Genomic DNA, 25,278 nt, shown 5'->3' on the forward strand with positions numbered 1-25,278 from the left:
TATACCTATGCACACTTCAAAAAAACTGGCGTTGCTGCTGTTTGCCGCTTTGCTGAGCACACCGCTGGCAGCAAAAGAGCTGCTAAACAGCAGCTATGATATTGCCCGTGAATTATTTGCTGAAATTAACCCGTTGTTTGTTGCGCACTGGCAGCAGCAAAGCGGTGAAACCTTAACCATTAACCAGTCGCACGGCGGCTCGTCGCGCCAGGCGCAGGCTATTTTGCAGGGGCTGCGTGCCGACGTAGTAACCTTTAACCAAAGCACCGACATTGATGTATTGCACCAGCGCGGTAATTTGCTGCCGGCAAACTGGCGTGAGCGCTTAGCCAATAATGCCTCGCCGTATTACTCCACCATGGCATTTCTGGTGCGCAAAGGTAACCCAAAGCAGATTAACAGCTGGCAGGATCTGGCTAAACCCGGTGTTGGCCTGGTATTTCCTAACCCGAAAACCTCGGGCAACGCGCGTTACACTTATTTAGGCGCTTACGGTGATGCACTGCAGCGTTTTGACAATGACGATGCCAAAGCCCGTAACTGGGTAAAAACGTTTTTAGCCAACGTAGTGGTATTTGACACCGGGGGGCGTGGCGCTACTACCTCTTTTGTTGACCGCCAACTGGGTGATGTATTGATCACCTTTGAATCTGAAGTAAATGGCATTATGAAACAATACCCGGATCAGCAGTTTGAACGGATAGTGCCGCCAACCAATGTATTGGCTGAATTCCCGGTCGCCTGGATTGATCGCAATATCCAACGCAACGGCACCGAAAAACAAGCTAAAGCGTACCTGGAGTTTTTATACAGCAATGCTGCGCAGCAGGTATTGGCGCGCCACTTTTACCGGGTGCAAGATGCCGACGTGGTTGCTGCTACTGCGGCGCAGTTTCCGGCAACTAAACTGTTTAAAGTAGAAGAGCTGTTCAGTAGCTGGGATGCCGTGCAAAGTAACCATTTTGCCAGCGGTGGTGTACTGGACCAATTGCTGGCCGAGGGTAAACGCTAACCGTGACGTTTTATCGCAGTTTTACCAGTAAACGTGTGCTGCCGGGCTTTGGTATCAGCCTTGGCAGCAGTTTGTTTTTTATCAGCCTGGTTATTTTGCTGCCCATTACCGGGCTGATAGTGCAAACGGCAGAACTAAGCTGGCCGCAGTACTGGGCTATTATTTCTGATCCGCGGGTAGTGGCCACCTACAAAGTCACTGTGTCGGCGGCGCTGGTTGCCAGTGTGTTTAACTTATTTTTTGGCCTGTTAATGGCCTGGATCTTAACCCGTTACCGTTTCCCCGGCCGCATTTTGCTCGACGGCCTGATGGATTTACCTTTCGCCTTACCCACTGCGGTAGCAGGCTTAACGCTGGCGGCAGTGTTTTCTACCCAGGGTTGGTTTGGCCAGTATCTGGCATTGTGGGATATAAAAGTGTCTTACACCTGGCTGGGTATAGTGCTGGCAATGATTTTTACCAGTGTGCCTTTTGTGGTGCGCTCGGTGCAGCCGGTGCTGGAAGAATTTGGCCCGGAATACGAAGAAGCTTCTGCTACTTTGGGCGCGAGCCCGTGGCAGACCTTTTTGCGTATTATTTTGCCGGAAATAAAACCGGCACTGCTTACCGGCACGGCACTGTCGTTTACCCGCAGCCTGGGCGAATTTGGTGCGGTTATTTTTATTGCCGGTAATTTGCCATGGCAAACCGAAGTGACCTCGCTGATGATTTTTGTCCGGCTGCAGGAATTCGACTACGCCGGTGCCAGCGCTATTGCCAGCGTGGTACTGCTGGCGTCGTTAATACTGCTGTTTATTATTAATGGCATTCAGCAGCGCTATCAGCATATTACCGGGGGTGTTAAATGAGCCAAACCGCGCTTAACAGCTCACGCCGCTGGATCCGGCCGTTATTAATCAGTGTTGGTGTGGTGTTAACGCTGTTGCTGTTAGTGGTGCCGCTGGTGTTTATTTTTGTCGCGGCGTTTTCTGCCGGTGTTGGCGGCCTGTGGCAAAACCTGACCGATCCCGACATGCTGCATGCCATTGGTTTAACGCTGCTGGTGGCGGGCTTAACGGTGCCGATCAATCTGATTTTCGGCACCCTGATCGCCTGGTGTGTTACCCGCTTTAGTTTTCCCGGCCGGCGTTTACTGCTAACGCTGATTGATATTCCGTTTGCCGTATCCCCGGTGGTGGCCGGTTTGCTGTATTTGCTGTTGTACGGCAGCAACGGGCCTTTTGCCAACCTACTGGATCAGCATGATATACAGCTGATGTTTGCCTGGCCCGGCCTGGTTATGGTTACGGTATTTGTGTCTTGCCCCTTTGTGGTACGCGAACTGGTGCCGCTGATGTCGACACTGGGCACCGAGCAGGAAGAAGCCGCCGTGTTGCTGGGCGCGAGTGGCTGGCAGGTGTTCTGGCATATTACTTTGCCCAATATCCGCTGGGCGCTGCTGTACGGCGTTATTTTAACCAACGCCCGTGCGGTGGGCGAGTTTGGTGCGGTGTCTGTGGTATCGGGCACTATTCGCGGCCAAACCAATACACTGCCACTGCATATTGAACTGCTGCAGCAAGACTACAACACTGCCGGGGCCTTTATTGCCGCCGCCTTGCTAACACTTATTGCTATTGCCACCTTAGTGGTAAAAGCGTTTTTACAGTGGAAACTGGCCCGGCAGCACTAAGCTGCCATTTACCTGAGTGCTGTTTACACTTCTGCCGATAATGCTGCACCGCTGCTTTTGGCCAGGGTAATAAAAGTCTGGATATGTTTATTCAGCTTTTCCTGCTTACGGTAACCGACATAAATATGTTTATGAATACCGCTGTCACCTAAGCGGATCAGATGAATGGGCAGGCTGTTGGCGTACTCCAGTGCCAGCCATTTTGGCATAGCGGCCACGCCGCGATTGGCCGCCACCATTTGCAGAATAATGTCGGTGGCTTCCAGTGTTTTATGCAGTTTGGGCATACATTGCGCCGGTAGTAAAAACTGCTGAAAAATATCCAGCCGTGCCGTTTCTACCGGATAGGTTAGTAGCACCTGGTCGCTTAGCTGTGCCGGGGTTATCTGGCTTAAGCCATTTAGTTTGCTGTGCTGGCTAACCACCAATACCAGCTCGTACGGAAACACCGGCTCAAACACTATGCTTTCTTTGTTGATTGGGTCGGGTGTTATCAGCAAATCTATATCGTAGTTAAACAGCGCGGCCATGCCCCCAAACTGAAAGCGTTGTTTTACGTCGATATCTACCCCCGGCGATTGCGCCAAAAACGGCTGTACTACTTTGAGTAACCACTGGTAGCATGGGTGGCACTCCATGCCCACGCCCAGGCTGCCTTTTTCGTTGTCGGCAAACTGGCGCAGCGTATCGTCTATGCGTTCAAACTGCGGCAACAAGCGGTTAGCTTGTTCTAACAGGTAGCTGCCGGCTTCGGTTAAACGGATATTACGGCCATCTTTAAGCCACAAATTGATATTGCACTGGCGCTCAAGCTTTTTCATGGTATGGCTAAGTGCTGACTGCGTCAGGTTTAAGCTGCCCGCGGCTGCCGTTAATGAGCCACCGCGGGCGATTTCGCGCAAAATACTTAAGTGAATTTTTTCAATCATGCCGTTTCCGTGCTGCCATATATGAGAATTATTCATTTATACATAGAAATATACCATTTTTAATCATACGTACAACGCCTCACGTTTTATCAATTTTTAAACTAAAGTTTTTGATTAATAAATGCTGTACATCAGCGCACTTTAACAGCTCAGCAGTGTTAGCTCGGGTGTCATTGATTGTGATTACAAACCCTGACCCAATTTACTTCAACACGGAGCCTCTGCTATGGCCACGAATTCACAACATCCTTATCATCCGATTATTTATGTCCGCGGCTTTGCTGCCACTCAGGGCGAGATTGAGGAAACGGTCGCCGACCCTTACATGGGGTTTAATGTTGGTTCAACTAAGTCTCGTGTAGCCTGGACCGGTGACGTCAAACGCTTTTACTTCGAGTCGCCACTGGTACGCCTGATGAGTGATCACAAGTACGAGGATGTTTTTGTCGACGGTGATGATCTGGTCGCAGCCGAGCGCAATAATCACCCGGTGCCGTATCGCAGTATCATTATTTACCGCTACTACGACGAAGCCTCTAAAGATTTTGGCACCGGCGAAACGCCACCAATTGAGCATTTTGCCAAAGGGCTGGATCAACTTATCCTGCGCTTGCGGGATAAAGTGTGTGCCAATAAGGCAAACAATATGACACCGGCAGACTTTCGCGTACATCTGGTGGCCCATTCTATGGGCGGATTGGTTTGTCGTGCTTTTTTGCAAAATACCAAGCTGGGTTCGGCAGCCGCGCGTGCGGCGGTAGATAAGGTTTTTACCTATGCCACGCCGCATAATGGTATTGATATGCGTATTGTACGCAACATACCGGGCTGGCTTTCATTTGGTGACGTTAACAACTTCAACCGCGAGAAGATGGCGGCATACCTCGATGTACCCAGAGGCGACGACGTAAGTCTTGTAAAAAACTTTCCACCTGAGCGGATCTTCAACCTTGTTGGCACCAACCCGCGTGACTACAACGTAGCGGGTGGTATTTCGGCCTGGGCGGCCGGTGACGCCAGCGACGGCCTGGTGCGTATTGAAAATGCCATTACCCACGGGCCGGGCGCGGATGGCAAAGATGTCACCTCACCACGCGCTTTTGTGCACCGCAGCCACTCCGGGCACTATGGCATTGTGAATTCTGAAGAGGGGTATCAGAACCTCACCCGTTTCCTGTTTGGTACGCTGCGTGTTGATGGCATCCTGAATGTGGACGATATTACTCTGCCGATGGAAGTGCAAAAAGCCTTCAAAGATGGCAAAAAGGTGCGGGCGTCATACCAGTTTGAAATTGCCGCCAGTGTGCGGGGTTGCCAGTGGCAGATGACCCGGCGCGAGGTTCGCGAAAACTCTGCTATCTTTCGCAGCTATGGTCAGCTTTTTCCCGGTAAGGACGGCACCGAACGTGTGCCGGACCGTGCGATGAGCCCGCACCTTTTTTCCGTATTTCTCGATCCCAGAAAGAGTGTGAAAACGTCGAAATCTGTCAGTTTTGCCTTTGACGTAAAGGTGCTGGTTCCCGATTACGAGGTGAATGGTGTGCTGTTTATCAAGCGGCATTATGAGGGCGGTTTTATCTTCCGTGAGTTAATTCTGGTGGAAGCTTTTCCTGATGAAAACGCACTGGGGGGCTGGCGTGTTAAATATGGTTATCAGGATATCAACCCCGGTAAACCCGGCGTAGATGCACAGGTGCAGTTGTTAAGCACGGGCGATGCGAGCCAGGGTTTTGTGTTTAATATTCCGATTGAGCAGAAAACCCGCCCTGGCCTGCGGGGTTCATTGCGTATAGAGGCCAGGCCCTGGTCCTGAGTTGCTATGCTGCTAAGCATTGCCGCGAGGTGAAAAAGGGGGGGTAAAAGGGGTCATGGCAAATTACTATTGTTGATCTGCCGCTAAGAAAGCTTACTCTGTTTATCTTACTATCACGCCTTTAACGCTAAGCGGAGCCCGTAGCCAATGAACACTGAACTCCTGTGCGTGCTGGCTATGCTGCTGTTTTGTATTGGCTGTTTTGCCGCGAATAAACCCCGCGCCGATGTTGTGGCGCTGCTGATGCTGGTGCTATTCCCGCTAACCGGTGTGCTGGATTTACAGCAAACGCTGGCCGGATTTAGCGATCCTGCTGTTATTCTTATTGCTGCCTTATTTGTTATTGGTGACGGCCTGGTACGCACCGGCATTGTATACCGGCTGGGCGATGCTTTGGTGCGGGTGTCGGCAAACAGTGAAACCCGGCTGCTGGTGCTGCTGATGTTAGCGGTGGCGCTATTAGGCTCGGTAATGAGCTCTACCGGTGTGGTAGCTATTTTTATCCCCGTGGTGTTAAGTATTTGCGCCCGGATGAATATTGCGCCGGGGCGCTTGATGATGCCGCTGGCTTTTGCTGCGCTGATCAGCGGCATGCAAACGCTGGTGGCTACCCCGCCAAATATGGTAGTGCACAGCGAATTGCAGCGAAATGGCCTGGAAGGTTTTAACTTTTTCAGTTTTACGCCTATTGGCTTAGTGGTGCTGGTACTGGGTATTGGGTATATGCTGCTGGCGCGGCGCTGGCTTAAACCCCAGTTAGCACCGGGCCAGAGCGGAGCACCGCGCCTGACGTTAAGCGCGCTGGCGCAAAGTTACCGCCTAAACGAGCGCGAACACCGGCTAAAGGTATTGCCGGGATCGCTGTTACTAAACCAGCAATTAAATGAACTGGCGCTGCGCAAAGGCTATGGCATTAATGTAGTAGCGGTAGAGCGGCTGCAAAAATTCCGTACCTTATTACTTAATGCTACCGGTAATACGGTAGTGCAGGCCGGTGATGTGCTGCTGGTTGATTTGATGTACCCGGCGCAGGACTTACTGCAAATTTGCCGCCAACTGGGGCTGGAAGCGCAGCCTTTAACCAGTTCTTACTATTCGCTGTACGCCCATGAGCTTGGCCTGGCTGAGGTGGCGTTTCCGCCGGAGTCCGCTTTGCCGGGTAAAACGATTCAGCAACTGTCGTTTCGCAGCCGGCATAAGCTGAATGTGGTAGGGCTGCGCCGCCGCGGCGAGGCGCTGCAAGGTGTACTGGTAGATGAACAACTGCAACAGGCCGATACTTTGCTGGTAGCCGGTAACTGGAAGGATATTCACAACCTGCAGCGCCAGGGTCGCGATTTTCTGGTACTTAGCCTGCCGGCTGAAGTAGATGAAGTGACACCCGCTGCCCGCAAAGCGCCGCATGCGCTAGGTTGTCTGGCGTTGATGGTGCTGCTAATGGTAACTGGCATAGTACCCAACGTAATAGCAGCGCTGATCACCTGCCTGCTGTTAGGCGCATTGCGGTGTATTGATTTAAATAGCGCTTATAAAGCTATTCACTGGCCCAGCCTGGTACTGATTATTGGTATGCTGCCCTTTGCATTGGCATTGCAAAAAACCGGCGGTATCGAGCTGGCAGTCAGTAGTCTGTTGTATGTGCTCGGTGACAGCGGTGATTACGCCCTGCTGGCGGCACTATTTGTGTTAACAGCCCTAACCGGTGCTTTTATTTCCAATACTGCCACTGCCGTGTTATTAGCCCCGGTAGCCGTTACGCTGGCCACAACGCTGGGGGCATCACCTTATCCGTTTGCTATGATGGTGGCGCTGGCCGCTTCGGCAGCTTTTATGACGCCGGTGTCGTCGCCGGTAAATACGCTGGTATTGGGGCCGGGGCAGTATAAATTCAGTGACTTTGTGCGGATTGGGCTGCCCTTTACCTTGTTGGTGTTAGTGGTAAGCGTGCTGCTGGTGCCGCTGTTGTTTCCGTTATACCCGGCGCAATAAAGCCGGATTAAATACTGCTGCTGTCATACTATTTGGGCATACTGCGTTAGACTGATTCAACACAACACACGTCAACACTGAATACGTTAAACAGTGTGCGCTAAAACAGGATAACTTAGATTATGTCACAGCCCTTATCTTCTGCTGCTACAGCCGTTAGCCTGCGTGAGGCGTTCCGCTACTGGCTGAAACTGGGCTTTATCAGCTTTGGCGGCCCGGCGGGGCAGCTGGGGATGATGCATCAGGAACTGGTAGAAAAACGGCGCTGGATTTCGGAGCAACGCTTTTTACATGCGCTGAACTACTGCATGTTGCTGCCCGGGCCGGAAGCCCAGCAGTTGGCTACCTATATTGGCTGGTTATTGCACGGCGCTAAAGGTGCCTTAATTGCCGGTTTGCTGTTTATCCTGCCGTCGTTTTTTATCTTAAGCCTGCTGGCCTGGTTGTACCTGGCGCATGGCGACGTGCCGCTGTTACAAGGCCTGTTGTATGGCGTAAAACCGGCAGTTACCGCCATAGTGCTGTTTGCCGCCTGGCGTATCGGTAAAAAAACCTTACATACCGCCGTGCTTAAACTGCTGGCGTTGGCCGCGCTTATTGCCATAGCGGTATTTAAAATGCCATTTCCGTATATTGTTATCGCGGCGGCGCTTATTGGCTTAGTGCTGATGCGTTGGTGGCCAGCGCAACTTAAAGTGGCGCCAGCATCGCATGGTAGTGCCAAAGCCGGTGCTACGGCAGATGCTGCGGTAGTAAACGATAACACTGCATTACCAAAGTGGCAGTTATTTAGCTGGCGCAAGTTTATATTCGGTATAGCGCTGGGCATAGCGATCTGGGCAGCATCGCTTGGTGTGTTGGTAATGTTGTATGGCTGGCATAGCCCGCAAGTGCAACTGGGCTGGTTTTTTACCAAGGCAGCACTGCTAACCTTTGGCGGTGCTTATGCGGTATTGCCTTATGTGTACCAGGGCGCTGTTGAACAGTATGGCTGGTTAACCGCCTTGCAAATGATAGACGCGCTGGCGCTGGGTGAAAGCACCCCCGGCCCTTTGATTATGGTGGTGGCCTTTGTCGGTTTTATTGCCGGCTGGACTGAGCAGTTATTTGGGCCAAACATGCTGCCACTGGCTGGTATGCTGGCGGCTGCTATTGTGACCTTCTTTACCTTTTTGCCGTCATTCCTGTTTATTTTAGTCGGCGCACCGCTGGTAGAAAGCAGCCGTAAGCAAGCCGCCTTTACCGCCCCCCTTACCGCTATTACGGCGGCGGTGGTGGGTGTTATTGCTAATCTGGCGCTGTTTTTTGGCTATCATGTGTTATGGCCGCAGGGGTTAAGCGGCAATTTCGATTGGTTTGCATTACTGCTGGGTATCGCCGCTGGTGTGGCGTTATTTCGCTATAACCAGGGCATAATGCGGGTGCTGACGGTGGCAGCGTTATTGGGCATGGTAACAACAGCCTTTTAAGGTTGCTGCATACAGCAGATGTTGTTGGCAGTTAACAGCACGGTGCTACTTTTTATTACTCGGGCCTTCGGGTACACTTTCAGCCATTTTGCGGCTGCTGTAACTGGTTAATTTATGACAGAATTTTTTCCGATAACTAACCCGGTTATCGTTTTTGCTTTAGTGGCCAGTCTTATTTTGCTTTGCCCGTTACTGTTAGCACGCTACCGGTTACCCGGTATGCTGGGGTTGTTGTTTGCCGGTGCCTTGCTGGGCCCTAACGCACTGCATGTGCTGGCGCGTGATCAGTCCTTTATTCTGTTTGGTACTGTGGGCTTGTTGTACATTATGTTTATCGCTGCGCTTGAGATAGATATGCAGCAGCTAAAACGCTCTAAGTCTCATACGCTGCTATTTGGTTTATTAACGTTTGCTATCCCGCAGGCCACCGGTACAGCAATAGCCTTACTGCTGGGGTTTGACTGGCTGGCGGCTATTTTATTAGCCAGTATGTTTGCCTCACACACTTTGCTGGCCTACCCTATTACCAGCCGGCTTGGCATTAGCCGTAACCCGGCGGTTACCACAGCGGTAGGTGGTACCATTATTACCGATACACTGGCCTTGCTGGTGCTGGCGGTAATTGCCACTATGGCCAAGGGCGAGTTGAGCGAGCACTATTGGCTACAACTGGGTGTTAGCCTTAGCCTGTATATTCTGGTTATCCTACTGTTACTGCCCAAACTGGCGCGCTGGTTCTTTCGCAGTGTTGGCGGTGATGGGGTGGCGGAATTTGTGTTTGTACTGGCGATGGTGTTTATCTGTGCCAGCTTTTCCCATCTGGCTGGGGCTGAGCCTATTATCGGCGCCTTTTTAGCCGGCTTAGCGCTGAACCGCATTATCCCGCACCACAGCACATTAATGAACCGCTTGCAGTTTACCGGTGAAGCGATTTTTATCCCGTTCTTTTTATTGTCGGTTGGTATGTTACTGGATGTCAGTATTTTCCTTGCCAGCCCGCGCGCCTGGGTAGTGGCACTGGCAATGGTGGGCACTGTTATTCTGACGAAGTGGGCCGCAGCAGAGCTGTGCCGGCTGCTGCTGGGTTACAGCCGGCCTCAAGCCCGGGTATTGTTTGGCCTGAGTGTGGCCCAGGCCGCTGCCACACTGGCCGCCACCATGGTGGGTTATGAAATAGGCTTATTTGATGAGGCCGTGGTTAATGGCGCCATTTTAATGATTCTGGTGACGTGTTTTCTGGCGCCCTGGCTGGTGGATCGCTATGGCCGGAAAATTGCGCTTACTCAGCAGCAACAGCCGGAAGAAAGCAGTACAGAGCAGCGCATTATGGTGGCCCTATCGCCAGAGCAAGCGGCCGAGTCTTTTTTACAATTAGCCAAATGGCTGCGCCAGCCCGGCTCATTGCAACCGGTTTACCCGATGACGATTGTTGAAGAGCGCAATAGTCAGGAAGTTAAGCTGAAGTCGGCTGAGCAGTTATTGGCTGCTGCGGTAAATTATCTGGCCGCAGCAGATATTCCGGCACAGGCGAAAACCCGTATAGATCTGAATATCAGCGATGGTATTTTGCGAGCCCGGCGTGAACTGCGGGCTACCGAGGTTATTGTCGGCTGGAGCGAGCATAGCAGCGCGTCTGAGCTGCTGTTTGGTTCAATGCTCAGCCGGTTGCTGGCGGATCGCAGTTATACCTTGCTGGTTAAAAGACAGGTTGCACCATTACAACATGGCAGAAAGCTGTGTTGGTTGTTGCCACCCAACGCCGAGCTGGAAGCCGGTTTTGCCGAAGCTATAGTGTTAATAAAGCGCTTGTGTCAGCAACTGGGGCTAACGCTGCAGGTGTATTGTCAGCAGGAGCAACAGGCGCGGCTAAAACCGCGTTTTAAAACACTGCCCGAACCCGAATGGCAGCTTGCTGCAGACTGGCTGCAACTGCCAGAGCAATTGCAACAACAAACCCCGGCGGGTGATTTACTGGTGTTATACGGCGTGCGTAAGGGGGGCCTGGCCTGGACACCGGCGCTGCCGGATCTGCAAAACCAGCTGGCCAGCCAGTTTCCGGCAACCAACTTGCTGGTTATCTATCCTGCCGAGATTCAGGATACCAGCTTAACGCTGCCGGCAGCTTAGAGCTTCATGGTTATGATTGGGTAAGGTGTTAAGTACCGTCGTGGGTATACTGCCAACTTTCATATGTTTTTTTGATATAGTTTTATGAATAATTATTCTTTGTTGTTATAGATTGTTCCCCTCTAGACTGAAATCACCACAGGCGATATGCCCCCAAACTTTTATATAACAATAAATGGAGCCTGTTATGTCAGTGAAAACATTGTTTAGCCGCGCCGGTATTTTAGTGCTGGTTGCTGTCAGCAGCTGGAGTAGCATCGCCAGCGATTTTTTGGTGAGTACCGACTGGCTGGAGAAAAACCTGCAAGACCCGAAAGTGCGGCTGATCGAAGTCAGCGTTAATCCGGGAGTGTATGAACGTGGCCATATTGCCGGTGCGACTAACCTGGTATGGCATACTGATCTGGTTGATACGGTAAAGCGCGATATTGTTGGCAAAGAGCAGTTCCAGCAGCTACTGCGCAAAGCCGGGGTATCGTCTGACAGCACTGTAGTGCTGTATGGAGACACCAATAACTGGTTTGCTGCCTGGGGGGCCTGGATATTTGATATTTATCAGGTTCCGAATGTAAAACTACTCGATGGTGGCCGTAGTAAGTGGGAAGCTGAAAAACGGCCTCTGACGATAGCGCAAAAAGCAGCTAAGCCGGGCAATATTACACTGGGAGAACCTGACTACAGCCTGCGTGCCGGTTTAAAGGATGTGTTGGAAATTGCTGAAAAACGCAGCGATTATGGCCTGGTAGATATCCGCTCTAAAGATGAATATGAAGGCAAAATATTTGCGCCTGCCGGTGTGCAGGAACTGGCGGTACGTGCCGGCCATGTGCCGGGCGCAGTTAATGTACCCTGGGGTTCTGCAGTGGCAGCGGATGGTAGTTTTAAATCAAAAGAAGAGTTAAAACAGTTATATGCTGCAGTCGGTATAGATGGTAGTAAGCCGGTAGTGGTGTATTGCCGCATTGGTGAACGCTCCAGCCATACCTGGTTTGCGCTAAAGAAAATTTTGGGTTACGACGTACGCAACTATGATGGCTCCTGGACTGAATATGGTAATAGTGTTGGTGTGCCCATTACCAATGTTGCCGGTACAGTATGGGGTGGCAAGTAAGCCAACTGCTGATTTATCCATTTTGTGAGGGCCGTTTGGCCCTCTTTGCCATGCTAAAACCAGCATGTCCCCATTTGTACGGGAGTTGTTGTGAGCTCACCTGCCTTATTTTTATCTTTTAATAGCCGTATACGCTGGAGTGTTACCTTGGTGTTGGCAGCAGTGCTTGGCCTCGCCGCCTGGTATTTGCAGTACGAAGCTCAGTTGAGTTTTTCATTACTCAGCGGTGCAGCCTTTGGCTATGTTATTCAGCGCTCGCGTTTTTGTTTTTATTGTATCAGCCGTGATTTTATCGAACGGCGCGAAACCCGTGGCTTGCTGGGGTTGCTAACGGCGCTGGCATTGGGGCTGGTTGGTTATCATGCGGTTTTTGGTATTTTTGTACCTGATGCCAGTGTTGGCCGCCTGCCTCCCGGCGCCCATATTGGCGCCATTAGCTGGGCCCTGGTGTTTGGCGCAACCGCATTTGGTCTGGGTATGGCACTGGCAGGCTCCTGTATCAGTGCGGTGCTATACCGCCTTGGTGAAGGCGCTTTTAGTGGTTTGGTGGTACTGCCGTCGGTATTACTGGGCTTTTTACTGGGTTTTTATTGCTGGAACAGTGTGTATTTGCAGTTTATGCAGCAAAGCCCGGCTATCTGGCTGCCCGCCGAGCTGGGTTATGCCGGCTCGCTGCTGGTTCAACTGACTGTGCTTGCGCTTTTAGCTGCCTTACTGTTTAGGTTTGGCCGTGATAAAGCCCCTGCTGCTGCCACAACGTATCAGGCTATATTTGTCACCCGCTGGCCTGCCTTTGTGGGCGGGATCCTGGTGGCTGTTATTGCTACTCTGGCTTACCTGCGGGTGGCTCCTCTTGGTGTAACTGCAGAGCTTGGTAGTATCAGCCGCAGCCTGGGCAGTCAGCTGAGCAGTTTTCCAACCCGGTTCGAAGGTTTGGATACCATGCGGGGCTGCGCCACTGTGGTAAAAGAAACCCTGCTGAGTAATAACGGGGTTTTTATTCTGGCATTAATTGCTGGTGCTTTTGCTGCTGCCTTACCGGCTGGCGATTTTAAACCAAGCTTGCCAAGGTTGCGGGATTTACCAAGGTTAATTGGTGGAGGCATTTTAATGGGCTTTGGCGCAATGCTGGCATTGGGTTGCACTGTCGGCGTGCTGTTATCCGGTATTATGGCATCGGCGCTGTCTGGCTGGATATTTTTGCTGTGTTGCAGTGCAGGTTTATATGCCGGTTGGTGGTTAAGGCAGCGGTGATATGTTTAACCAGACACCGGCCGGTAGCCGGTGCCTGAGGCGTGCTGATGTTTGCTCAGTGTTACAGCTTGTAGCTAACAGAGAGGTTTAATACCCGGCCCCGCACATTATATTGGGTCATATCGTAATAGTATGAACCGGCAGCAGGGTCGAAGGGTGGGTCCCGGTCGGTCAGGTTATTTACTGACAAAGCCAGCACAGTATTAGCAAAACCACCGTAGCTGAGCTGGGTATTAAACTGCAGATGGCTATCTACTTTGCTGTTGAGGCCGGGGTTGCTAGCTGCTGTTGCCACTTTTTGTTCATAGCTGCTGGTATATTCAGCACCGAGCGTAGCCTGCCAGTCGCTGTACTGCCAGTTCAGGCTGGTATTGCTTTGCCATTGTGGCAGGGCGCCAAACTGATTACTACCGGCACCATTTATACTGGGTTGCCCGGCTACCAGAGACTGCTTATAGCTGATAAGACGAGACCAGACACTATTCAGACTTAACTGCTGGCCTTCACCCAGTTGCCAGCGGTGGTTGAAATCCAGATCAAAACCTGAGACTTCACGTACCCCCTGGTTGCGGTACTGGTTAGTAATAATTTGCAGCCTGCCTTGTTCGTCACGGCGAATGCGGTCGGGATATAGCTGTGGGTTATTAATAATAAACTGCGCGTTGTCTGAGGCGATAACATCTTGTTGCTCAATACGAAAGGCATCAATGCCAATACTGGAATGACGGCCAACAGACCAGATAACCCCGGCATTAATATTGGTAGAACGCTCTGCTTTTAAATCCGGATTACCGGCCCGGAACTGGCTGAAGCCGCGGCTGCTGCCCGGTGTTATCGGGTCATAAGGGTCTATGACTGAGCTATAGCTTACGGTATTACTGTCAGATATTTCCGGCAATGACGGGGCCCTAAAACCGCGTGACCATGATGCCCTCAGAAGCCAGTCATCATTCAGAACATAGTGTGCGCCAATTTTGGGTGAAAATGCGCTGCCAAAATCGTCATAGTGATCGGCCCGGCCAGCGGCACTTAATGTTAAATCGGTCAGCAGAGGAATAGTAAACTCGGTAAAAGCGGCTATGACTTCGCGCTTGCCATCTACCAGATTAATCGCCGGGCGCAACTCAGTGCCGGAAAGTACCTCATATGAGGTGCCTGCCTGCATTTTTTCACGGCGTAAATCTACCCCGGCAGCGAATGCCAGTGGCCCGGCGGGCAACTCTGCCAGTATGCGGCTGGCGCTGAAATTCAGCGAATCAATGCGGTAATCACCGGGGCGGCGGGTTTGCAGGCGCAGTGCGTCTATCACGTCGGCACTGTTGCCGCCTTCAGTAAAACGGTAGCTGCCATCGGCCAGTGCCTGTTCAAAGGCATAGCGGTTAACAAAATTGTCCACATATTCACGCTGGCGGCTTTCTGATGTCAGGGCTGTAAATTGCCAGTCCCAGTGTTCACCGCCATAGTTTAAGCCCGCCAGTATACGGCTGAACTGTTGTTGGTTGTTTTTCAGGCGTGGGCCTAGATCAAAAAAGGTATATTCAAATGCCAGAGGAGAAGAGGTGGGGTTATCCGGATGGTCAACCGGTAACACTACCGGAATATCAATCAGAGTGCCGCTGGCCTGATCATAAGCACGCAAACCGGCACCAATACTAAGTGGGGCACCAAAGATCTGCGCAGAGTCATTATTGCTATACAGTACTTCGGCATGGCCCTGCAGATTGTCGTTTAACTGTACAGTACCCAGCAAGGAAAACTGCCGCCGCGTGATCTCAGGCTGCAGTGTGTTAAATGGCTGGGCATTAAAAGCACAGGTATCGCCTGCCAATGGGCTGTCAAAATCAGCCCATGGCCGTTTATCGGAACCTAGCGGGCAGTTATCAAACGCAACCCGGTTCTGGGCTGAATACACATAACCACCGCCCTGGCTGCTCCAGCCTGCCAGTTTGCCCCCCGGTAAATGGCGGAAATCGCCGGAACGCGTAAGTTTGCGGTCGCTGGCATCCAGGCGTTCACGTTTTAAAAAGTCGAAACTGGCTGTGAGGTTGTAACCATCCTGCTGCAGGTCGCCGATACCTGTTACCAGGCCAGCGGCATATTGTTCCAGGTCGCCTTCAGTGGCATTACCTCCGGACAATTTAAGTTCGGTATCCTGATAGTTTTTACGCAGAATAATGTTTACTACCCCGGCAATGGCATCAGAGCCATATACTGCTGAGGCACCATCTTTAAGAATTTCAATCCGTTCTACCGCACTTAGTGGCAGGGCATTTAAATCAACAAAAGTATCCTGAGTATTCAATGCGAAACCATTGTTAGACACACGCTGGCCGTTTACCAGCAACAGGGTGTTTTTCGGGCTTAAGCCACGCAGGGCAATAGACGCAGAACCCGCAGAAAAACTACTGGTATATTGTTCGTCATAGCTGTTACCGGCATTAATGGTGAGATCGCGCAGTACCTCTGTTAGGGAAATCTTACCACTGACAGCAATATCTTCAGCGCTTAACTGATAAACCGGTGTCGCGTTTTCTGTGTTAACACGCTTAATGTGTGAGCCGGTAATCGCAATTCGTTCTACCCGTTCCGGAGGCACAGTGTCATCGGCATAGGCTTGCTGGCTGATCAGTAAGGCCAGGGGGGTAAGTAATACGGGGATAGCTTTGGTTGGCACGGACATTGTGGGACTCCATATATTCTTTTTTGGTATATAAAATAAATATTATTTAATTTTATGGAATAATGATATCACTGGATGAAGCTATGTCGTCAACCGCTGAAATATCGGTATCTGGCCGCGTTGTTTTTGTTTTAATTTGTTTAATATCAATATATTAATTGCAATTCTTGTTGTTATTTTAGCCGTCTGAACGGCTGTTTTGTTTTAACTTAGAACAAAAAGATCTAGTGCGGGCAACGGTAGTCCTGAACCTGTAACGGTGTAAAAACTGTCATCCAGCCATCTGAGCTTCCGGCTAGCTATATATCCAAGCGGCCGGTTATTTCTGTTTTATATAACTAATAGTTATCAAATCCTTCGGCGCCTGTTATTACAGGCATAGAATGCGCACATTGAACAACCCGCAATGTGAGCGCAATATGACATTACAACTTCCGGTGCTGGATTTAGCTTTATGGCGTGCTGGCGGTGAGCTACGCCGCCAGTTTCTGGCACAGCTGGGCGAGGCTGCACGCGATGTCGGCTTTTTTTATCTGACCGGCCACGGCATCGCACAAACGCAGCAGCAGGCAATTTTACAACTGGCTGCAGAGTTTTTTGCTTTGCCTCAGGCTGAGAAAACTGCCGTGCAAATGGTAAATTCGCCGCATTTTCGCGGTTATACCCGCTTAGGTGGCGAGTTAACGCTGGGTAAGGCTGATCAGCGCGAGCAGTTTGACATTATGGCCGAGCACAGCGCGCCGGTACTGCAAAAAGATGAACCGGCCTGGTGGCGTTTATATGGCCCGAACCTGTGGCCTGCGGCATTACCGGCCATGCAACCGGCGTTGCTGCAATGGCAGGATCAGTTAACCAATCTTACCGTAACGCTGCTACGCGCCTTTGCGCTGGTACTGCAGCAAAGCGAAGACGCCTTTGACAGCACCATTAAAGATGGCCCATACCGCCATATGAAACTGATCCGTTATCCTGGGCGCAGTGCACCTGAGCAGGAGCAAGGCGTAGGCGCGCACAAAGACCCGGGTTATTTAACCCTGGTATTACAGGACGGCCAGAGCGGCCTTGAAGTGTTAACCGAAAAAGGTTGGCTAAGCGCAGTGCCTTTGCCGGGCGCCTTTGTGGTGAATATTGGTGAGCTGCTGGAGCTGGCGTCAAATGGCTATTTGCGCGCAACTTACCACCGTGTGGTTAGCCCGCCTGCCGGTGTTGAACGCCTGTCATGCGCCTTTTTTATGGCCGCGCAGTTGGATGCTACAGTACCGTTGCTGCCATTGCCGGAGGAGTTGGCATTACAAGCCAAGGGCCCGGCCAGTGATCCGCTTAACCCACTGTTTTATCAGGTGGGGCAAAATGTATTAAAAGGCCGTTTGCGCTCACACCCTGATGTGGCGCAGGCGCACTATTCGACTATTACCGGCTTAGATAAAAAGACCGCTGTTTAACGGACACAACTGATGAAATTTAAAACCCAATTGCTGCACAGTAGTGCCGGTGCCGACACACAAACCGGCGCTTTAACTACCCCAATTTACCAAAGCAGCACCTTTACCTACGGCACGGCGGCAGACGGCAAAGCCCGTTTTGCCGGTGAACAGCCAGGCTTTATATACAGCCGCATGGGCAACCCGACAGTGCAGGCGCTGGAACAACAACTGTCGGCGCTGGAAGGGGCCGACGAAGCACTGGTAGTAGCCAGTGGTATGGCGGCCGTTAGCAGTATTTTTTATGCGCTGGTAAGTGCCGGTGACGAAGTCGCCTTTATTGATCCGGTATACGGTGGCACCGCAGCGTTTTTAATTAATACTCTAAGCCGGGCCGGTATTACCGTAAGCCGTTATGCCAGTGATGATGACTTACTGGCTAATATTAACCCCGGCACCAAACTGGTGCTGTTTGAGCCCATTACTAACCCTAACCTGAAAGTCAGTGATTATCGCAAAGTTAAAGCTGCCGCTGCTAAAACCGGTGCCATTACCGTGTGCGACAATACCTTTTTAACGCCGTACTTATTTAAACCGCTGGAGCATGGCATTGATTTAGTGATGCACAGCGCCACCAAATACCTAAGTGGCCATGGCGATATTATTGCCGGCGTGGTAGCAGGCCGCACCGAGCTGATGCAGCAGGTGCGCACCATAGCGCTGAAACATATCGGCGCGCCAATAGGCCCGCAAGAAGCGTATTTACTGCAACGCGGCCTGCGCACGCTGGCACTGCGGATGGATGCACACTTAGCCGGTGCGGCAAAAGTAGCAGAGTTTTTAGCACAGCATCCGTTGGTGGCTAAGGTGATTTATCCTGGTTTAACCAGCGACGCCGGTTACCCGGTACTGGCCGAAACGGTGGGCGCCTTTGGCGGTATGGTTAGTATTGAGCTGGCTGGTGGCTTCACTCGCGCTGCACGTTTTCTGGATCAATTACAGCTGTTTACCCAGGCGGTAAGCCTGGGCGATTTAGAAAGCCTGGCCTGCCACCCGGCCAGCACCACCCATGCTGCTATGGATGCTTCAAGCCGTTTAGCTGCAGGGGTAACAGATGACTTAATCCGCCTGAGTATTGGTGTTGAAGACCCGGCTGATTTAATTGCCGACCTGCAGCAAGCTTTGCAGGCATAAGGTTGTTAACGTATTAGGTATAAAACAACTTACATATTCCTAAATGGAATTAATAAATAAATATGATCTTAAAATAGTTATATTAAGATGATTGTGTAAGCGTTGCTTACTCCTGCTTTTTCACTTGTCTTTTCGCGGCATCCTTTGGCTGCCGCGTTTTTTTCACAGTGCAGGATGCAAAATACGTTTGTCAGGCACAGGAGAAGTAATATGACGATCAGTTTATATGACGTAACCGTTCCGGTATTTATCCGCAGTTTAACCAACCTGGCCAGTTTATTGCGCAAGGCAGGTTATCAGGCTGCGTTAAAAGGCTACCCGGCAGCACTGCTGCTGCAAAGCCGCCTATATCCGGATATGTATGAGTTATCACTGCAAGTACAACGCGCAGCTGATATTGCCCGCGAAACCATTGAGTTATATAGCGGTAAAAATAGCGTCAGCTTTGTAGAGGAGGTGGTCAGTATTGAGCAACATATTGCCTATGTGAACCACAATATTAGTTACCTGCTTACCGTTGCCCCCCGCCAGTTTGAAGGTGTGCTGGAGCAAAGCTTTACCTTGCCGCCACAACATGATGAACGCTATACCTCACTCGGTTATGCGCTGTTTTATGCTTTACCTAATTTCTATTTTCATATTACTACTGCCTACAACATTTTGCGCCATAACGGGGTAGAGATAGGCAAACAGGATTATTTGGGGCTGAATTTATATCGTAATCAAGGATTCCAGGATGCGGGTTCTGGTATTTAATGGCGCACCGCGCTACCACCATATTAATGTAACGCTGGCGCAGGTGTTTGCACAGGCGGCAACTGAGCAGCCTACAGCCACAGTACAGGTGTTGCATTTACACCAGATAGCGGCAGATTTGGGTTGTTCTGAAAGTTTGCTGCAATTGTCTGATACTGCTGCCCAGGCGTATCAGGACGTACTGGATGCCGACTTGCTGATTTTTAGTGTGCCACAGTATGCCGCCGGGTTGCCGGGGCTGTTTACACACTTTTTTGACTTGCTTGATCTTACCGCGCTGCGCGGCAAGGTAGCGTTGATAGCGGCAACCGGCAATGGTTTATATTCGCCTTTGCTGGATACACAGCTACGGCCGCTGCTGGATCATTTTGGCTTGTTTGTTATGCCAATAGATAATTACCTGCCGCATTCAGCTTTTAGTACGCTACCCGGTATACACAGCACCTTGCTTACCGATCAGCAAGCACTGGCCCGCATTCGTTTCAGTACCCAACAAGCTACCAGCCTGGTAGCTGCCAAGCTGCGTTTCGCGGCTTAACAGCAGACAGGCTGCGTTTGCTGCTGCAGAATATCTGTTTATTTCTTTTTGATATAGATAATCATAATTTGCTATTTATTGGTTATTTGTATTCGTGTTTATGATAAAGCCGTCAACCGCTGCGCTAAGGAGCACAACATGACAGTAACTGATGAAGCCAAAGATGCGTTGCCGCAACTGTTGGCATTACTGGAGCGGTTGGTGGGCCAGATAGAGTTTGGTTCGGTAGAGCTGATTTTCCACCATGGCAAATTAGTGCAACTGGAAAAGAACGAAAAGCTAAGGCTGGAACATCAACCCAAATAGCACTGCCCGCTGACCGGACCACCGGAAGCCTTTGCCAATAATAAAATTATTAATAAAGGATTTCGAAATGAAGATCAGCACTTTAGTTAAACACCTCACACTGGGCACTATATTGGCTGCCAGCAGTTTTATCGCTGTTGCTAACACTACTATCCTAAACGTATCGTACGACCCAACCCGCGAGTTTTACCGCGAATATAATCAGCTGTTCAGCAAACACTGGCAGGCACAGGGCAATACTGCGCCTACAGTGCGCCAGTCGCACGGTGGCTCTGGCTCACAGGCGCGCTCGGTAATCGACGGCCTGGATGCCGACGTAGTTACCCTGGCATTGGCATATGATATTGACGCCCTGCACAACAATGGCAATTTGATCCCGGCCGACTGGCAAAGCCGGTTAGATAAAAATAGCTCGCCTTATACCTCTACCATAGTGCTGCTGGTGCGTAAGGGTAACCCGAAAAATATTAAAAACTGGGACGATTTAGTCCGCCCGGATGTACAGGTGATTACCCCTAACCCGAAAACATCCGGCGGTGCGCGTTGGAACTATCTGGCAGCCTGGGGTTATGCGCTGAAAGAATATGGCTCGGAAGAAAAAGCCTACGAATTTATAGAAAAGCTGTTTAAAAACGTGCCGGTGCTGGATTCCGGTGCCCGTGGTGCGACCAATACCTTTGTGCAGCGTGGTATTGGCGATGTGTTTATTGCCTGGGAAAACGAAGCCATTTTGTCGGTAGAGCAGTTAGGCAAGGGCCAGTTTGACATAGTGGTGCCCAGTGTCAGTATCCTGGCTGAACCGCCGGTAACGGTGGTGGATAAAAATGTTGACCGCAAAGGCACCCGTAAAGTGGCAGAAGCATATTTACAGCACTTGTACAGCGACGATGCCCAGCATCTGGCGGCTAAACACTACTACCGGCCGTCTAATCCGGCCGTTGCCAGCCAGTATGCAAGCGCCTTTCCTAAGGTAAACCTGTTTACCATTGATGAGGTGTTTGGCGGCTGGACCAAGGCACAACAAACCCACTTTAACGATGGTGGTGTGTTTGACAAGGTACTGGAATCTATTAATAAAAACCGTTAGTTCACTGAATAAGGCGCTGCTATGGCAGCGCCTTTAGCGACCCGACAACGCGGAGCCTTATATGGCAACTGTAGTATCCCGAACTGTTATTCCCGGCTTTGGTTTAACGCTGGGTTTTTCAGTATTTTATCTGAGTTTATTATTTTTACTGCCGGTAGCCGGTTTGCTAATCTTTACCCTGCAAATGAGCTGGGCCGATTTCTGGCGTGCTATCAGCCATCCGCAGGTGGTTGCGTCTTATAAGTTATCTTTTGGCGCATCTTTAGCCGGCGCGACAATTAACGCAATATTTGGCAGCCTTACCGCCTGGGTACTGGTGCGCTACCGTTTCCCGGGCAAAAAGGTGGTAGATGCACTGGTTGATTTGCCATTTGCGCTGCCTACCGCTGTGGCCGGTATCGCGCTGGTCACGCTGTATTCCGCTACCGGCTGGGTAGGCCAGTATCTGCAGGTATGGGATATTCGTATCGCTTACTCTGAAATTGGTGTGATTATCGCCCTTACCTATATTGGCTTGCCTTTTGTGGTACGCATGGTACAGCCGGTACTGGCCGATTTTGAAAAAGAGCTGGAGGAAGCCTCTGCAAGTTTAGGTGCCAGCCGCTGGACTACGGTAAGACGGGTTATTTTACCTGCCATATTACCAGCGTTGTTAACCGGTTACGCACTGGCCTTTGCCCGGGCATTGGGTGAATACGGCTCAGTCATTTTTATTTCCGGCAATTTGCCTTACCGCACTGAAATTACGCCGTTGCTGATTGTGGCAAAGGCCGAGCAGTATGATTATCAGGGCGCCGCAGCTATTGGTGTGGTGATGTTAGTCGCGGCATTTTTGCTATTGCTGCTGATCAACGGCTTGCAGTGGTGGACCAATAAACGCAATGGAGGTGCAATATGACAGACGTTAGCGTTGCAATACCGGCAAAACCACTGGTAAAGGCGACTACTGAGCCGCGCTGGGTACGTTATAGCTTAATTAGTATAATGCTGCTGTTTTTAAGCCTGTTTTTACTGCTGCCGTTGTCGGTTGTGTTGTATGGCGCCTTTGAAGCCGGGCTTAGGGTATGGTGGCAGGCAGTTACTGAGCCGGACGCCGTGGCAGCAATTAAGCTGACATTGTTTGTGCTGGTTATTGTGGTGCCGCTGAACGCTATTTTTGGTGTGGCAATAGCCTGGGCCGTAGCCAAGTTTGAATTTCGCGGTAAGACTTTGCTGGTATCCATTATTGATATGCCGTTTGCAATATCGCCGGTAGTGGTCGGGTTAATTTTCGTGATCTTTTTTGGCAGCCATGGCTGGTTGGGCCCCTGGCTACAGCAACACGACATCAAAATTATTTTTGCTGTACCGGGCATTGTTATCGTTATTCTGTTTGGTACTCTGCCGTTTGTAGCGCGTGAGCTGATACCGCTAATGCAGCAACAGGGCAAAGATGAAGAAGAAGCGTCGTTAACCTTAGGTGCCAGTGGCTGGAAAACGTTCTGGTACGTTACTTTGCCAAACATTAAATGGGGCCTGATCTACGGCGTGGTGCTGTGTAATGCCCGCGCCATGGGCGAGTTTGGCGCCGTAGCGGTGGTGTCGGGCCGTATTCGTGGTGAAACCAATACCATGCCATTGCATATTGAAGTGCTGTACAACGAATATATGTTTACCGCCGCCTTTGCGGTGTCGTCCTTGTTAACCGGGCTGGCCCTGGTGACCATAGTGATCAAAAGCTATGTGGAATACAAAGACGAGCGCAAACATAAAACCGCCTGATGCTGACGTTAAAAAAAAGCCCCGCAAGCGGGGCAACCAAAACGGTTATTTCAACAGGAGGAGGAAGGTGCATTTGCCAATCCGTGGCGCTGCAATTCATCCATAAAAACGGTGTTACAGCTAATACCTGTTTAGAAGCTGTAAATAATACCCAGTGACAAACCAGTGTTGTTTTCGCCTGCAATGGCAGGGGCTGTTGTACCGCGGCCACCGCCAGAAATACTGTAAAGTGCCGCTTCATCGTTTGAGGTAATACCGTAAGCGGCATACAGCGTCAGATCTTTACCCAGGTTACGGTCAACGCCTACCACTGCCAACGTGGCGCCAGTATCCGGGGTGTCGTTATCACTTACCTGATACAGCTGGGCACGCAGTACATATTTATTCAGCTTGTAGCTGGCACCCGCACCATAAACATCGCGGTCGCCGCCGGGAATATCACTGGCATTTTGATACAACGCCGATACCCGTAGCTGAGCGCCAATATCGTAATAGGCACCCAGCCGGATGGCTTTAGGGTCAATACCCTCTATGCCTTCAAAGCTTTCATAAGCGGCTGCCAGATACAGACCTTTTACTTCATAGGTTAAAGAGGTGCTGTAAGACTCGCGTACATTGTCGGTGGTGGAGCCGGTAGTATTATGCGGTGTGTAATGAAAGGCCCAACTGATATTGTTAAATTGCGGGCTTTCATAGGCTACGCCATTTTTAAATCGCTCATCAAACACGTTACCAATATTACTGCTACCGGTATTAAGCCGGGTAAGGTTGCGGATATCACCAATGCGGTCACCAAACTGGTCAACTTTACTGCGAATGGCTTTTAGCGGCGTATCAAACTGGCCTACTTTTAGCGTACCGAATTCGCCGCGTAGGCCAACATAAGAATCCCGGTCTGCAAACTGACCACTGCCCTCATCAAACCGAATGGTTTGCTCTAACTGGACAAAGGCTTCCAGGCCATCTTCCAGCTTGGTACTGGCACGAAAACCTAACCGGCTGGAGTTGCTGGACACATTGGTGCCGCTGTCTACACCGTTATCCAGCTGATCCAGTGATAAATGGGCGCGGCCATAAATGCTGACATCGGCAGCTTGTGCCTGGGCACTGAGCGCCAGTATAACGGCAGCAGCAATACCGCTTGTAATAGCGTATTTCATAATAGATATCCTGTGTTTGGTTTAATTAATTGTCGTTTTTAACTAGGGGTAAACGGGGGGCAGTGCTGCTGTGGTAAGGTAAATTTATACGTTAAAATTGAAATAGTAAATTGAGTTTTTATTCTTTAAAGGAATATAAAATAAGTGAATGTATATTGCCTTCCGTGGCTCAGCGGCAGCAGTTCAGGGAAATTGCCGTAGTCAGAATACTGACAGCTTGCTGTTAGCCAAATCAGTTACCAGCATATGACCGGGGCTGTGAGTAATGCAAAAATCTACTTTAGCATTGGCTATGGCTACCTGGGGGGTAACGCCGCAAGCCCAGAATACCGGCACTTCGCCGGGCTTTATGGTTACCGCATCGCCAAAATCCGGTTTACTGATATCAGCAATACCAATAGCAGCCGGGTCGCCAAAATGCACCGGCGCGCCATGTACCTGCGGAAAGCGCGAACAAATTTGTATTGCCCGGATAGCATCGGCCGGTTTCATTGGCCGCATACTTACCACCATACCACCATGAAATACCCCGGCCGGCGTGCAGGCGATATTAGTGCGGTACATCGGCACGTTTACTTTCTCTGTGATATTACGGATTTCCAGGCCGTCAGCCAATAACGACTCTTCAAACGAGAACGAGCAGCCAATTAAAAAGGTGACTAAATCATCACGCCATACATCACGCACATCGGTTACTTCATCTGTTAGCTGGCCGTTGCGGAAAATGCGGTACTTTGGCAGATCAGTGCGGATATCCAGATCTTTGGCCAAAGAGGGCATATCAATAACGCCAGGTGTTGCCGCCATGCCTAAAAGCGGGCAGGGCTTGGGGTTAAAGTGGCAAAACTGCAGAAAATCGGCGGCGTACTGCCTGGGCAGTATTGCCATATTGGCCTGAACAAAACCCGGCGCAAAACCCGAAGTATTGCCACTAAAGGCACCACTGCGACACTGTTGGCGTAACTGGTAAGGGCTAAGCATTGAGGACATAACGGTCTC

21 protein-coding genes are annotated in these 25,278 nt (G+C 50.7%); 17 read left to right on the forward strand and 4 right to left on the reverse strand.

The genetic code is table 11. The annotated features are described in order from the left end of the window. Positions 1-7 precede the first annotated feature (7 nt). Genes cysP through cysW (BLW68_RS00750) form a run of 3 tightly spaced genes read left to right on the forward strand, consistent with a single transcriptional unit; the run spans position 8 to position 2,684 of the window. Positions 8-1,012 (forward strand): thiosulfate ABC transporter substrate-binding protein CysP, encoded by a 1,005-nt coding sequence (gene cysP, locus BLW68_RS00740; protein ID WP_092789152.1) that lies wholly within the window; start codon positions 8-10, stop codon positions 1,010-1,012. A gap of 2 nt (positions 1,013-1,014) precedes the next feature. Further along, positions 1,015-1,860, forward strand: coding sequence for a sulfate/thiosulfate ABC transporter permease CysT (gene cysT, locus BLW68_RS00745; protein WP_092789154.1), 846 nt, complete (start codon positions 1,015-1,017; stop codon positions 1,858-1,860). Next, positions 1,857-2,684 carry a sulfate/thiosulfate ABC transporter permease CysW gene (gene cysW, locus BLW68_RS00750; protein ID WP_092789156.1) on the forward strand — a complete coding sequence of 276 codons (828 nt, stop codon included), beginning with the start codon at positions 1,857-1,859 and terminating at the stop codon, positions 2,682-2,684. The genes cysT (BLW68_RS00745) and cysW (BLW68_RS00750) overlap by 4 nt, the downstream gene beginning before the upstream one ends. 23 nt (positions 2,685-2,707) lie before the next feature. Here the strand turns inward: cysW (BLW68_RS00750) and BLW68_RS00755 are convergent, their stop codons facing one another. Then, positions 2,708-3,613: a LysR family transcriptional regulator gene (locus tag BLW68_RS00755; RefSeq protein WP_092789158.1), complete on the reverse strand. Its 906-nt coding sequence runs from the start codon at positions 3,611-3,613 to the stop codon at positions 2,708-2,710. Between the two features lie 226 nt (positions 3,614-3,839). Between BLW68_RS00755 and BLW68_RS00760 the strand changes: the two genes are divergently transcribed. From BLW68_RS00760 to BLW68_RS00785, 6 genes are all read left to right on the forward strand, one after another. After that, positions 3,840-5,426 carry a PGAP1-like alpha/beta domain-containing protein gene (locus BLW68_RS00760; protein WP_092789160.1) on the forward strand — a complete coding sequence of 529 codons (1,587 nt, stop codon included), beginning with the start codon at positions 3,840-3,842 and terminating at the stop codon, positions 5,424-5,426. Between the two features lie 147 nt (positions 5,427-5,573). Further along, entirely contained in the window at positions 5,574-7,415 is a 1,842-nt protein-coding gene (locus BLW68_RS00765) for an SLC13 family permease (RefSeq protein ID WP_092789161.1), read from the forward strand. 122 nt (positions 7,416-7,537) lie between these two features. Continuing rightward, positions 7,538-8,884, forward strand: a complete 1,347-nt coding sequence (gene chrA, locus BLW68_RS00770) for a chromate efflux transporter (RefSeq protein WP_092789163.1) — start codon at positions 7,538-7,540, stop codon at positions 8,882-8,884. A gap of 114 nt (positions 8,885-8,998) precedes the next feature. After that, positions 8,999-11,011: a cation:proton antiporter gene (locus tag BLW68_RS00775; RefSeq protein WP_092789165.1), complete on the forward strand. Its 2,013-nt coding sequence runs from the start codon at positions 8,999-9,001 to the stop codon at positions 11,009-11,011. Between the two features lie 187 nt (positions 11,012-11,198). Beyond that, entirely contained in the window at positions 11,199-12,122 is a 924-nt protein-coding gene (locus BLW68_RS00780; protein ID WP_092789869.1) for a sulfurtransferase, read from the forward strand. A 90-nt stretch (positions 12,123-12,212) separates the two neighbouring features. Then, complete coding sequence (locus tag BLW68_RS00785; RefSeq protein WP_092789167.1) at positions 12,213-13,376, forward strand: YeeE/YedE family protein; 1,164 nt, start codon at positions 12,213-12,215, stop codon at positions 13,374-13,376. 61 nt (positions 13,377-13,437) lie between these two features. Here BLW68_RS00785 and BLW68_RS00790 read toward each other — a convergent pair whose 3' ends face one another. Next, on the reverse strand, positions 13,438-16,056 hold the full coding sequence (locus BLW68_RS00790) for a TonB-dependent receptor plug domain-containing protein (RefSeq protein ID WP_092789169.1): 2,619 nt from the start codon (positions 16,054-16,056) through the stop codon (positions 13,438-13,440). Between the two features lie 383 nt (positions 16,057-16,439). Here BLW68_RS00790 and BLW68_RS00795 point away from each other — a divergent pair, with 383 nt between their 5' ends. From BLW68_RS00795 to cysW (BLW68_RS00830), 8 genes are all read left to right on the forward strand, one after another. Continuing rightward, on the forward strand, positions 16,440-17,498 hold the full coding sequence (locus BLW68_RS00795) for an isopenicillin N synthase family dioxygenase (protein WP_218141270.1): 1,059 nt from the start codon (positions 16,440-16,442) through the stop codon (positions 17,496-17,498). A 12-nt stretch (positions 17,499-17,510) separates the two neighbouring features. Then, the gene (locus BLW68_RS00800; protein WP_092789171.1) at positions 17,511-18,671 is read left to right on the forward strand and encodes a trans-sulfuration enzyme family protein; all 1,161 of its coding nucleotides are present in this window, start codon (positions 17,511-17,513) and stop codon (positions 18,669-18,671) included. A gap of 210 nt (positions 18,672-18,881) precedes the next feature. After that, entirely contained in the window at positions 18,882-19,427 is a 546-nt protein-coding gene (locus tag BLW68_RS00805) for a DUF1993 domain-containing protein (protein WP_177172117.1), read from the forward strand. Next, complete coding sequence (locus BLW68_RS00810; RefSeq protein ID WP_092789175.1) at positions 19,408-19,965, forward strand: NAD(P)H-dependent oxidoreductase; 558 nt, start codon at positions 19,408-19,410, stop codon at positions 19,963-19,965. Before BLW68_RS00805 ends, BLW68_RS00810 begins: the two co-directional genes overlap by 20 nt. Before the next feature lie 138 nt (positions 19,966-20,103). Then, positions 20,104-20,271, forward strand: coding sequence for a YezD family protein (locus BLW68_RS00815; protein ID WP_092789178.1), 168 nt, complete (start codon positions 20,104-20,106; stop codon positions 20,269-20,271). A gap of 67 nt (positions 20,272-20,338) precedes the next feature. Further along, entirely contained in the window at positions 20,339-21,358 is a 1,020-nt protein-coding gene (locus BLW68_RS00820) for a sulfate ABC transporter substrate-binding protein (protein ID WP_092789180.1), read from the forward strand. 61 nt (positions 21,359-21,419) lie between these two features. Further along, positions 21,420-22,256, forward strand: coding sequence for a sulfate ABC transporter permease subunit CysT (gene cysT / locus BLW68_RS00825; protein WP_092789182.1), 837 nt, complete (start codon positions 21,420-21,422; stop codon positions 22,254-22,256). After that, complete coding sequence (cysW, locus tag BLW68_RS00830; RefSeq protein WP_092789184.1) at positions 22,253-23,119, forward strand: sulfate ABC transporter permease subunit CysW; 867 nt, start codon at positions 22,253-22,255, stop codon at positions 23,117-23,119. The genes cysT (BLW68_RS00825) and cysW (BLW68_RS00830) overlap by 4 nt, the downstream gene beginning before the upstream one ends. Before the next feature lie 131 nt (positions 23,120-23,250). Here the strand turns inward: cysW (BLW68_RS00830) and BLW68_RS00835 are convergent, their stop codons facing one another. Next, complete coding sequence (locus BLW68_RS00835) at positions 23,251-24,279, reverse strand: porin (RefSeq protein WP_092789187.1); 1,029 nt, start codon at positions 24,277-24,279, stop codon at positions 23,251-23,253. 201 nt (positions 24,280-24,480) lie between these two features. Beyond that, the gene (locus tag BLW68_RS00840) at positions 24,481-25,269 is read right to left on the reverse strand and encodes a putative hydro-lyase (protein WP_092789189.1); all 789 of its coding nucleotides are present in this window, start codon (positions 25,267-25,269) and stop codon (positions 24,481-24,483) included. Positions 25,270-25,278: the final 9 nt, after the last annotated feature.

The sequence above is a fragment of the Rheinheimera pacifica genome (genome assembly GCF_900108485.1).
GTDB lineage: Bacteria > Pseudomonadota > Gammaproteobacteria > Enterobacterales > Alteromonadaceae > Alishewanella > Alishewanella pacifica.